Below are 11,714 nucleotides of genomic sequence, written 5' to 3' on the forward strand. Positions count from 1 at the left end.
CGCACCCTTGCCGATTTCCTCAAAGACCCATTAGAACTCTGTAAAAAAGTTACAATATCTGGACAGTCGAGAAAATATCCTTACAAAATTGACTTCACCTTGACCGCCCAGACCGGAGTATCGCACTTGTCCCTATTCCTTATCGCGGCCCTTCCTTTCCTTGGCGCTGTATTCCCCGCCCTGCTGATCCGCGCAGGCCGAAACGCAGCCGCATCAGCGGCCGGGTTGACCACTTTTCTGGCTTTGATGGGCCTGCTGATCCACATCCCCTCGGTCATGCGCGGAGACGTCGTGACAGCGCGGTTCGACTGGATACCCGGGCTGGGCCTGAACGCGAATTTCATGCTGGACGGGCTGGGATTTTTGTTCGCGTTGCTGATCCTGGCCATCGGACTGCTGATCATCCTTTACGCCAGGTTCTATCTGTCACGCGAAGATCCGATGGGGCAATTCTATACCTATCTTTTGCTGTTTCAGGGCGCGATGGTTGGGATTGTTCTGTCGGATAACATCCTGCTTCTGCTTATTTTCTGGGAACTTACATCGCTCAGCTCGTTTCTGTTGATCGGCTATTGGAAACACTTGCCTGAAGGCCGTCAAGGTGCGCGCATGGCGCTGGCTGTAACCGGTTCTGGTGGATTGGCAATGATTGCCGGGATGCTGATCGTGGGCAATATCGTGGGATCGTATGACCTCAGCGTCATTTTGCAGAACAAGGAACTGATACAGGCCTCGCCCTACTACATGCCTGCGCTGATCCTGATCCTGCTGGGCTGTTTCACCAAGTCGGCACAGTTTCCATTCCACTTCTGGCTGCCGCACGCCATGGCGGCGCCAACTCCTGTTTCGGCCTATCTGCACTCGGCAACCATGGTGAAAGCCGGCTTGTTCCTGATGGCTCGTATGTGGCCTGTTCTGGCAGGTACAGACGCCTGGTTCTACATCGTAGCCACAACTGGACTGGTCACTATGCTGATCGGCGCGTCAATCGCGTTGTTCAAGGATGATCTCAAGGCGCTGCTGGCTTTTTCGACTGTGTCGCATCTGGGCCTGATCACCATGCTGCTGGGTTTTGGCACCAAAATCGCCGCGGTTGCGGCCGTATTCCACATCATAAACCATGCGACGTTCAAAGCCGCGTTGTTCATGACCGCCGGGATCGTGGATCACGAGACGGGCACGCGTGATATCAAAAGACTGGGCGGTTTGCGTCATCTGATGCCGATCACCTTTACCATCGGAACGATTGCTGCCCTGTCCATGGCCGGTCTGCCGCCACTGAACGGGTTCCTGTCGAAAGAGATGATGCTTGAGGAAACCGTCCACACCACTTGGCTGCACTCGCATTACCTGGTTCCAGGGTTGGCCCTGCTGGCGGCGCTGTTCTCCGCCGCCTATTCTTTCCGTTTCGTCAGCCATGTGTTCCTTGGCCCACAGCGGGACGATTACCCGGGCCATCCGCATGATCCGCCCGTTGGTTTGTGGATCGCACCCGCGTTTCTGGTCGTACTTGTGATCCTGATCGGCCTTTATTCCGCGGCCATTGTCGGCCCACTGGTCGCAGTGGTCTCTAGCGCGGTGATCGGTGGCGAAAAACTGCCCTACTACTCACTGAAACTCTGGCATGGCTTCACACCCGCGCTTTATATGTCGGCCGTGGCCACGCTGGGCGGTCTGTTCCTGCTGGCGCTGCACAAACGGGGTGAGCAGATCTGGAACGCCCTGCCCCGCCCCGAAGCCAAGCAGATCTTTGAGGCCATCATAGACGCGCTGACAAGGTTGAGCCGTTGGATCACGGATGAGATGCACAACGGCGTTCTCAGCCGCTATGCGATCATCTTTGTCGCCTTTACTGTTGGCCTTGGTTATTACGCCTATTCCACTGGAACCATCGGTATTGAAACACGCGTACCGCTGCCTGCGCAGATCATTCCGATTATCGGCTGGATCTGTCTGGTGGGTGCGACGCTGGGCATTATGTGGTTCCACCGTAACCGCCTGTTGTCGCTGGTATTGATCGGCGTCGTGGGCCTGATCGTTTCGGTTGCCTTCAACTATCTCTCGGCCCCTGACCTTGCGCTGACACAGATCTCGGTCGAGGTCGTGACGATGATCCTGTTGCTGCTGTCGCTGAACTTTCTGCCGACCGAAACGCCCTGGGACAGTTCGGCTGCCCGACGCTGGCGGGATGCGGCGATTTCTGTCGTCGCGGGCCTTGGCACCGGCGCGCTGATCTATGCGATGATGATGCGCGATTTTGCCTTCCCGACGATTTCAGACTTCCATCTGGCCAATTCCTATAAAGGCGGCGGCGGCACCAATGTGGTCAACGTGATCCTTGTCGACTTCCGGGGCTTTGATACTTTTGGCGAGATCATCGTTCTGGGCATCGCCGCTCTGATCATCTTTGCGCTGACGGAATCCGTGCTGAGCACCAACGTCCGCAGTTATCTGCTGAACCGCAAACCGCATTGGCCACAATCGGGTGACTCTCACCCCTTGATGATGGTTGTGGTCACCCGCGTAATGATGCCGATCGCACTGATGGTCGGGGCATACATCTTCTTCCGCGGGCACAACCAGCCCGGTGGTGGCTTTATCGCCGGACTGATTGTCGCTATCGCTTATCTGATGCAGTACATGGCCAGCGGATATACCTGGGCCATCGAGCGGCAGAGATTCTATTATCACGGTACCATCGGCTGGGGCGTACTGATCGCTGCGGCAACTGGGCTGGGCGCATGGTTTAACGAGCGTCCCTTCCTGACCAGCGATTTCGGCTATCTTCATTGGCCGCCGCTGGAGGAATTTGAATGGGCCACCGCCATGCTGTTTGATACAGGCGTTTTCCTGGCGGTTCTGGGGGCTGTCATGCTGGCACTGGACAGCCTGTCGCGCTTTGCCTGGCAGCCTGGCATGGCACAGGAATACCCGATGGATATCAACCCACTACGGGATGACCTTCTGGAAGAAGAACAAGAGAAGGAGCAGGCCTGATGGAAGCGCTCGTAGCCTCTGCCGTTGGCATCATGACCGCTGCCGGGATCTTCCTGATCCTGCGCCGCCGTACTTTCCCGGTCATTCTGGGCCTGTCCCTGATCACTTACGCGGTGAACGTATTCCTGTTCGCGACCGGACGGCTGGCTTTGAACGCGCCAGCAGTGTTGAACAAGTACAAGGAAGTGCCCTATACCGATCCGCTGCCACAGGCGCTTGTACTAACCGCCATCGTGATCTCCTTCGGGATGACCGCCGTGATCGTGATGATCTCGCTCAGCGCATACCTGTCCGCCAAGGATGACCATATCGACATGACTGCCCAGGACAGTGTTGACGCACCGGGAGAAGACGCATGAACCATTGGATCGTTGCGCCGATCGTCCTGCCCGCGATCCTGGCCCCATTCATCATCATGGTCCTGCGATACCATTTGGACCTGCAGCGCATCTTCTCGGTCGCCGGTGTTGTGGCTTTGCTTGGGATAGCGCTGACGATCACCGCTCAGGCCTCGGGCGGGGACATTCAGGTTTACGAGCTTGGTGACTGGCCCGCCCCTTTTGGCATTGTCATGGTGTTGGACCGTATGTCGGCCATGATGGTACTGCTGACCGCGCTGCTGGCCTTACCGATTGTACTTTATGCAATAGCCTCGGGCTGGGATGACCGGGGCAAACACTTCCATGCGCTGTTCCATTTCCAGCTTATGGGTGTATGCGGGGCCTTTCTGACTGGCGACGCGTTTAACCTTTTCGTGTTCTTCGAAGTTCTGCTGATCGCCTCTTACGGCCTGATGACCCATGGCGGCGGCTCAGTGCGACTGAAAGCGGGTGTGCAATATGTGGCCTACAACCTGCTGGGCTCGACCCTGTTCCTGTTTGCCCTGGGTACGATCTATGGTGTGACCGGTACGCTGAACATGGCAGATATCGCTGTTCGCGTTGCGGAAATTCCAGCCGAAGACACCGCACTGCTGCGGGTTGGCGCCGTACTGTTGCTGCTGGTCTTCTGTATCAAAGCCGCCGTTCTGCCGCTGCATTTCTGGCTTCCTGCCAGCTATGCCAATGCACCTCTGCCCGTTGCGGCCCTGTTCGCAATCATGACCAAAGTCGGGGCGTATTCGATCCTGCGGATGTACACGCTGGCTTTCGGTCCAGACGTAGAGGCGACACAGGGTCTGGTTGGCGATTGGCTGCAACCTGCTGCGCTGGTGACACTTGCGGTCGGAGCCATAGGCATTCTGGGATCTCAGCACATCGCCCGCATGGTTGCTTTCTGCGCCATAGCGTCCATGGGCACTTTGCTGATCGCGATTGCTCAATTCACGCCCGACGCGACGGCTGCTGCCCTGTACTACGTATTCCATTCGACACTTGCGACTGCGTTGCTGTTCCTTGTTGCTGATCTGGTTATGGAACGGCAGGGAGGAGCCATCACACCAAAGCCGCCTATGCCGCAAAGTGGGTTGATCGCCTCGTTGTTTTTTGTCGGTGCTATCGCGATGGCGGGAATGCCCCCGTTATCCGGCTTTGTTGGCAAGCTGTTGGTTTTGGACGCTTCGCGCGATGCACCTGATGCCACCGCAGTCTGGGCCGTGATTCTGATCGGGTCCTTCGTCACCATCGTCGGCCTGGCCCGCGCCGGGACGCTGATCTTCTGGAAAAGCTATGACGCCAAAACAGTCACAACCGAAGAAACCATCGAAGGCGAAGAGACGTCTGCGCCCACAGCCCCCGAACCGCAACCCGGTCTTGCCTTTACGGCAGTGTTCGGGGCCGTGGCAGGACTGATCCTGCTTACATTGTTTGCAGGTCCGGCGCTGGAGTACACAAGCAAAACCGCAGAGCAGTTGTTTACACCTGAAAACTACATCTCTGCCGTATTGGGAAGGGAAGAGTGATGAAACTGCTACGTCGGATTTTCCCACACCCTCACCTGACCGTTTTGCTGACAATTGTCTGGATTCTACTGGCGAACAAACCTTCGTTGAATTCTCTGGTCTTTGGGTTGATCCTTGGGATCATCATTCCCTTCGTCACCCAGCCCTATTGGCCTGACCGCCCCAAACTGCGCAACTGGCCGATGATTGTCGAGTACATGCTTGTAGTGCTCTGGGATATCATTGTCGCGAACGTGACGGTGGCCCGGATCATCCTGTTCAAACGCAATGATGACCGCGAGCCAAACTGGATCTGCGTTCCACTGGAGTTACGCACCCCTGAGGCGATCACGGTTCTGGCCGGCACGATTACCATGACGCCCGGTACTGTCAGCTGCGATCTGTCGGCACAGGGGCATAACCTGCTGGTACATTGCCTTGACGCACCAAACCCGGACGAGGTGCGCGACCAGATCAAGCAGCGCTATGAACGCCGCCTGAAGGAGATTTTCGAATGATCGAATATGCCATCTACTTCGCCTTCGCCTGTTTCGGCGCTGCGATCATGCTGTGTTTGTGGCGGATTATCACTGCGGATGGCGTTGGCACCCGCGTTCTGGCGCTGGACACGATGGTGATCAACACCATCGCGCTGATGATCCTCTATGGTCTGGACCAGGGCACCGAGATCTTCTTCGAAGCCGCCATGATCATCGCCATGCTGGGTTTTGTCTCAACTGTGGCCTATGCGCGTTTCATGTTGCGCGGCAACATTATCGAATGAGGGCGTCATGACATTTATCGTGGAATTGCTGATTGCCTTTTTCCTGATTGTCTCGGGCATCTTCGGCTTTGTCGGGTCTTTCGGCATGATCAAGCTGAAAGACCCGATGTCCCGTCTGCACGCGCCGACCAAGGCAACGACGCTGGGGGTGGGTGGCGTCCTGCTGGCCTCAATCGCGCATTCCGTCCTGCTGGAAGGAAAGCTGTCATTGCATGAGCTTCTGATCACGCTTTTCTTGTTTCTGACCGCTCCGATCACAGCTCTGTTCATTGCCAAATGGCACATTCATCGCCATGAAAAGCCGGAAGATCTGCCAGATGCCGGCAAGGATGAGCTTTGGGCCACCCACGCAGTCGAACAGGTCGAAGACGTCCCGGATCACAGCGCGAATTAAAACCAATGCACACTCCTCCACTGCCCTTGACCCGCGATCTGGTTCTTGTCGGCGGAGGTCACACCCACGCGCTGCTGCTGCGCAAATGGGGGATGAACCCTTTGCCCGGGGCACGGGTAACCGTGATCAACCCCGGCGCAACGGCCCCCTATTCCGGAATGCTACCAGGATATGTCGCCGGGCATTATGACCGGTGGGAACTGGACATCGACCTTGTTAAACTGGCGCGTTTTGCGGGCGCGCGGGTCATTCTGGGTTCGGTCGACGGAATCGATACCAATCGTCAGGAAGTGCATGTTCCCGGGCACCCATCAGTAGGTTTCGATGTGGCATCGGTCAATGTTGGGATCACGTCGGACATGCCCGCAATGCCCGGCTTTGCGGAACATGCAGTCCCTGCCAAACCATTGGGCCCATTCGCGGCACAGTGGGCCGCTTATCTGGAGAACAGCGGCCCTACCGCCGCCGTTGTGATTGGCGGCGGCGTCGCCGGGGTCGAGTTGGTCATGGCGATGGCACGCGCGCTCAAGGTCAGGGGTCGGGCAGCGCAGGTTACACTGATCGACAATGCGTCTGCCCTGACGGCCACTAAGCCCAAAGCAGCTGATACGATTAGGCGCGCGATGCAGGATCTAGGTATTGATGTGATCGAAAACGCCGAGATCGCCCGGATCGATCTGGATCATGTCGAACTGTTGGACGGGCGCATGATACCGGCCGGTTTTGTGACCGGCGCAGCCGGAGCGCGCCCGTATGACTGGATCGAAAACACCGGGTTGGACCTTCAGGACGGGTTCATCCGGGTAAATAGTTTCCTGCAATCCAGTGATCCCTCGGTGTTCGCCGCAGGAGATTGCGCCCATCTGACGGACAATCCCAGACCCAAGGCGGGTGTCTATGCAGTGCGTGAAGCACCCGTTCTGTTCGACAATCTTCGCGCAGCTCTGGGGGCTGGACGGATGCGCAAGTACATCCCGCAGAAAGATTACCTCAAACTGATTTCGCTGGGCGGCAAATCAGCGCTGGGTGAGCGTTTCGGGACCTCGTTCAGCGGACCATTGATGTGGACCTGGAAAAACCACATTGACCAGACCTTCATGAACCGATTCCGGGACTTGCCGCAGATGAAGCCCCCAGCCCTGCCGCGTGAACGTGCGGCCGGTCTTGGTGAGGCGCTGGGGGATAAACCCATGTGCGGGGGCTGTGGGGCCAAAGTCGGGCGCGATGCGTTACAAGTCGCTTTGAAATCGCAACCCGCCCCCATCCGGCCAGACATCACCCCCCTGCCCGGCGACGACGCGGCACTGCTTCAGACAGGCGGAACTCAGCAGGTCATGACATCGGATCATCTGCGGGCCTTCACCAACGATCCCGCTCTTATGACGCGTATCGCCGCCGTTCACGCCCTGGGAGATATATGGGCTATGGGGGCTGCACCCCAGGCGGCTACCGCCACCATCATCCTGCCCCGTATGTCTGCTACACTGCAAAGCCGAACCATGTTCGAAATCATGTCAGTCGCAGGAGACGTCATGCGAAACGCTGGTGCCGAGATTGTCGGCGGGCACAGTTCCATGGGCGATGAGATGACCATCGGCTTCACATTGACCGGTCTGTGTGAAAACACCCCGATCACACTCGCGGGTGGGCAACCCGGGGATCGTCTGATCCTGACCAAACCCATAGGAAGCGGTGTTCTGATGGCAGCCGAGATGGCCGGTTTGGCCGATGGCGCCTGGATCGCGGCGGCCTATCGGCAGATGACTCAACCGCAGGGCGCAGCGGCCGATTTATTGTCCAAGGCACACGCGATGACCGATGTGACCGGGTTTGGTCTTGCCGGGCACCTGCAAGGCATCTGCGAAGCTTCGAATTGCGGCGCCTTACTATACCTGGACGCTGTGGAGGTGATGGACGGCGCACTGGAACTGGCGGATCAGGGTGTTCGGTCAACCATCTTTGCCGACAACCGGGCAATTGCCCCGAACCTGCCGACCGAGGGCAAAGCCGCCTTGCTGTTTGACCCGCAAACGGCCGGTGGTTTGCTGGCTGCGGTCGCGCCAGAGACTGCTAATACCCTTCTGGATGACTTAAAGAACGCAGGGTATCCGGCCATGATCATTGGTGAACTCACCGACACGTCTGGTCTGTGCCTTCAAGGCTGATCCAGCAGGCTTTCGATCCGGGTGGCCGCCTCGCTCAGACCGGCATCGTTCAGAATAGAGATATCAATATCGGCCAGAACCTCAACAGCGCGAGAGCGACGCGACTTTGTGTAAGCGGGGTCGTAATGCTGCTGCATCAATGCTTGGGTAAGCGCCCGTTTTTGTCCTGCATTGATAAGCTGCATCCAACCATCAACAACCTCGTGCCCACGATGAGAGCGCAGCGGTGACAGTCGGTCTCGCAAACGGTCGCTGTCAGACAGGATATCGTCATAGGCCTGAACCAGATAAGCGGCACGCGCTTCGAGCGGCGCCGTGATGTTCACCCTTGGGGCCGCGCACAAAGCGTTCCAAAGGCTGGGCGGCAATATCAGGTTGCCAATCTTGGAAGATTCCGCTTCAACCACAACCGGGCACGCCGTGTCCATCGCACAGAGCGCCCCTGACAAGGCCGATTCAAAGGCTTTCTGGCTGGGCTGTCCGCCCGGTCTCTCCCCCAACAAGGATCCTCGGTGATTGGCCAGGGCTTCAAGATCCAGAACCTGCACTCCGCGTGCTTGCAACAGCGCCAACAGTTCTGTCTTGGCCGTTCCGGTATAGCCATCCAGCGCCACCAGCCGATGTGGCAAGGGATCGTCATACAAATACGCATTCACCAGCCTGCGATAGGTGCGATAGCCACCATCAATTACATCCGCGCGCCAACCGACTTGCTGCAACATCCAGGTAAACGACCCCGAACGCTGGCCCCCGCGCCAACAATAAACCAAAGGGCGCCAGCCGCCTTCATGATGGCTGAGATGCCGCTCGATGTGATTGGCTGCGTTGCGGAACACCAAAGCAGCCCCAAGCTTGCGCGCCAGAAATGGGCTTTCCTGTACATAGATGGTTCCGACACGGGCGCGTTCCTCATTGTTCAGGACCGGCAGGTTGATCGCACCCGGCAAATGATCTTCGGCAAACTCGGCAGGGCTGCGCACGTCGATGACAGTGTCATAATCATGTGCGTAAAGCTGTGTCAGATCCGGAAAGTTCAGAGCCATGCCGAAGGTCTAGCTTGCTGCCTTTCCAAAGGAAAGGCCGCGTACCCTCATGCGTCGAAAGGTTCTATAAGATCAGGCCCGCTGGCCTTGTTCGAATTCACTGCCGGATCGACACGATGATAGGTCAGCAAATCCTCGGCCCCCGGCTGCATCAGACGAGCAGCCCCCTTTCCCGCCTCACCCAACCACAATGGCCAATATTCAGGTTCGAGAATCAGGGGCATCCGATGGTGGATCGTGCTGAGGTTTTCGTTGGCCGCTGTTGTCACGATTGCACAGGTGCCCTGACGGTGTTCATCTGCTCCCCAGTCCTGCCAGACCCCGGCAAAGGCTATCGGAGCCCCATCCTGGCGGTGGATATACCATGGCAGGCGGGTTCCATGGTCCGTCTTGGTCCATTCGTAGAACCCTGTGGCCACGATCAGGCAGCGGCGCGACCGGCAGGCTTCGCGAAAGGCAGGCTTCTCCGCCAAAGTCTCGGCACGGGCGTTTATCAGCAACGGCCCAGCGGTTTCCTTCTTGTACCAATATGGCAGGAACCCCCAGCGCAGCGCATCCAGATGACGGCCTGATTCACCACTGCGCACCACATGCACCCGATTTGTCGGGCATACGTTGAAATTCGGGACAGTTGGAAGTGCATTTGCGGGGCGCGCAGAAAACAGCTGCGCTATTGCGTCATTGGGAAGAGTTATTGCAAACCGTCCGCACATGGGTAATGAACCACCGGTACATTCTTGTTACTGGCACAGGATCTTACGGGGTCACATGGAAAACCAAATAACGCAATCCCTCAAGAGCAAAGCAATGGCCCTTTTGGATGCGGGCAAGCTTCCACAAGCATTGAAAAAGGCCCAGCTTGGTATCAAGAAATTCCCGAAAGACTCGGACTACCAAGCCATCGCCGGTTTTGTTCTGACCGAGATGAAGCAGTACAGGAAATCCATTCCGCATTTCGTTGAAGCCTCGCGGATGAAGCCGGATGATCCGCAGTTTGCCGAGAACCTGGCGAACGCCCTGATGCAAACAGAGCAAATTGCGCGGGCTTTGGCCTATGCCGAGAAAAAGATCGAACAGTTTCCCAACAACCGGGAACTTATGCGGGTCATTGATGAGATTCAGCGTGAGGGCAAAAACTGGCGGTCGATCGTAGAATTCACCACTCATAAACTGGCTTCTGACCCCGACAACCCGGAATTGCTTGCAAAGCGCGCCCGGGCGTACCACCACATTGGCTTTGTCGAAGAAAGTACACGTGACGTTCAACGTGCATACGATCTGGCGCCGGAAAACATCGTCGTTGCGTTTCAAAAGTCGGTCAATCTGCATCAGGCAGGCGACAAAGAGGGCTCGCTCAAGATTTTGGGTGACATTCTTGAGGTCAATCCTCATCACCCTAGCGCACTCCTGCAAGTGGCAATATTGACGGCAAGAGACAAGGTGCCGCAATTAATGGATACAGTCGAAGAATCCATGGCCGAGCATGACGAACCTTTGCTGGAGCTTGAATTTGCAAAGGCACACCTGATCCAGAAGGGACAAGGTCTTGCCGCTGCAATGCCCCAGTTTGAAAAGGCAAACGGTGTTCAGCATGAGGTACTGCCATATAATTTCGCCGCTGAAGAAGAAAAGCTGAACCAGATTCTGGGCCTTTTCCCTGAAGAAGCGACAGACTTCGGGGAAGTCCAGTGCAATACACCAGTACCGATCTTTGTCGTCGGTCAGCCACGATCCGGCACGACCCTGATGGAGATGATGCTGAGCTCTGCACCTGATATCGCTGGCTGCGGTGAGCTGACACTGATGCCCGAATTGTCGATCAGGTTTCACACATCGGACAAAGTACTCAATGCTGACGCGGTGAATGGGATAGCGCGTTTCTACCGAGAACAGATGCCAACGGTTCCTGCCGACTCTGTTGCTTTCGTCGATAAACTGCCACACAACTTTCAACGCGTTGGTTTCATTTTAGCTGCTTTCCCCAATGCCAAGATCATCAACATGTTGCGTGACCCGCGTGACGTGGGTTTGTCGAAGTGGATCAGGCGGTTCCCTGCAGGCGGCATGAACTACGCCTCAAACCTTGAGGCTATCGCGCACACCGCAAATCTATATCGCCGTTACATGTCCCATTGGGACAATGTATTCGGAGACCGTATTCTGACAATGCCTTATGAGGATCTGGTGGCGGATCCTCTGACGCACAGCCAGCGAGTTGCGGAATTCTGTGGTATCGAATGGCGCCAATCCATGGTGCACCCCGAAAAGAACACCAAACAGGTGCGTACGGCCAGTATCGATCAGGTGCGCAAAAAGATCTCAACTAAGTCAATCGGAGGCTGGCGCGAGGTCGCGGAGCAGATCAAACCGATGCTCGATGGGTTCGACCCGGAACTTTGGCCGGAATACGACTTCAGCTGATCCGCGTGGAAACCGAAAAAGCCGCATCATA

10 protein-coding genes and 1 pseudogene are annotated in these 11,714 nt (G+C 56.8%); 9 read left to right on the forward strand and 2 right to left on the reverse strand.

All coding sequences use genetic code 11. The features are described from left to right. Nucleotides 1-126 precede the first annotated feature (126 nt). The 8 genes and pseudogenes from ACR0K5_RS18210 to selD all read left to right on the forward strand — a co-directional run bounded on the left by ACR0K5_RS18210 (nucleotide 127) and on the right by selD (nucleotide 8,219). On the forward strand, nucleotides 127-2,997 hold the full coding sequence (locus ACR0K5_RS18210; RefSeq protein ID WP_480631062.1) for a monovalent cation/H+ antiporter subunit A: 2,871 nt from the start codon (nucleotides 127-129) through the stop codon (nucleotides 2,995-2,997). Beyond that, the gene (locus tag ACR0K5_RS18215; RefSeq protein ID WP_480572934.1) at nucleotides 2,997-3,356 is read left to right on the forward strand and encodes a Na+/H+ antiporter subunit C; all 360 of its coding nucleotides are present in this window, start codon (nucleotides 2,997-2,999) and stop codon (nucleotides 3,354-3,356) included. Before ACR0K5_RS18210 ends, ACR0K5_RS18215 begins: the two co-directional genes overlap by 1 nt. Beyond that, entirely contained in the window at nucleotides 3,353-4,897 is a 1,545-nt protein-coding gene (locus ACR0K5_RS18220; protein WP_480631063.1) for a monovalent cation/H+ antiporter subunit D, read from the forward strand. Before ACR0K5_RS18215 ends, ACR0K5_RS18220 begins: the two co-directional genes overlap by 4 nt. Next, on the forward strand, nucleotides 4,897-5,394 hold the full coding sequence (locus ACR0K5_RS18225) for a Na+/H+ antiporter subunit E (protein ID WP_480631064.1): 498 nt from the start codon (nucleotides 4,897-4,899) through the stop codon (nucleotides 5,392-5,394). The genes ACR0K5_RS18220 and ACR0K5_RS18225 overlap by 1 nt, the downstream gene beginning before the upstream one ends. Then, complete coding sequence (locus ACR0K5_RS18230; RefSeq protein ID WP_480631065.1) at nucleotides 5,391-5,660, forward strand: K+/H+ antiporter subunit F; 270 nt, start codon at nucleotides 5,391-5,393, stop codon at nucleotides 5,658-5,660. Before ACR0K5_RS18225 ends, ACR0K5_RS18230 begins: the two co-directional genes overlap by 4 nt. Before the next feature lie 7 nt (nucleotides 5,661-5,667). After that, nucleotides 5,668-6,054, forward strand: a complete 387-nt coding sequence (locus tag ACR0K5_RS18235) for a Na+/H+ antiporter subunit G (protein WP_480631066.1) — start codon at nucleotides 5,668-5,670, stop codon at nucleotides 6,052-6,054. Between the two features lie 5 nt (nucleotides 6,055-6,059). Further along, nucleotides 6,060-7,151, forward strand: a pseudogene (locus ACR0K5_RS18240) (FAD-dependent oxidoreductase); the annotation flags it as partial. 27 nt (nucleotides 7,152-7,178) lie between these two features. Then, the gene (selD, locus tag ACR0K5_RS18245) at nucleotides 7,179-8,219 is read left to right on the forward strand and encodes a selenide, water dikinase SelD (RefSeq protein WP_480631107.1); all 1,041 of its coding nucleotides are present in this window, start codon (nucleotides 7,179-7,181) and stop codon (nucleotides 8,217-8,219) included. Here selD and mnmH read toward each other — a convergent pair. Together mnmH and ACR0K5_RS18255 are read right to left on the reverse strand one after the other, a co-directional pair. Continuing rightward, entirely contained in the window at nucleotides 8,210-9,262 is a 1,053-nt protein-coding gene (mnmH, locus tag ACR0K5_RS18250) for a tRNA 2-selenouridine(34) synthase MnmH (protein ID WP_480631067.1), read from the reverse strand. The genes selD and mnmH overlap by 10 nt on opposite strands. 47 nt (nucleotides 9,263-9,309) lie before the next feature. Further along, nucleotides 9,310-9,975, reverse strand: a complete 666-nt coding sequence (locus ACR0K5_RS18255) for an SOS response-associated peptidase (protein WP_480631068.1) — start codon at nucleotides 9,973-9,975, stop codon at nucleotides 9,310-9,312. A gap of 55 nt (nucleotides 9,976-10,030) precedes the next feature. Between ACR0K5_RS18255 and ACR0K5_RS18260 the strand changes: the two genes are divergently transcribed. Beyond that, nucleotides 10,031-11,683, forward strand: a complete 1,653-nt coding sequence (locus ACR0K5_RS18260) for a tetratricopeptide repeat-containing sulfotransferase family protein (RefSeq protein ID WP_480631069.1) — start codon at nucleotides 10,031-10,033, stop codon at nucleotides 11,681-11,683. Nucleotides 11,684-11,714: the final 31 nt, after the last annotated feature.

It is taken from the genome of Ruegeria sp. AB9, assembly GCF_056542585.1.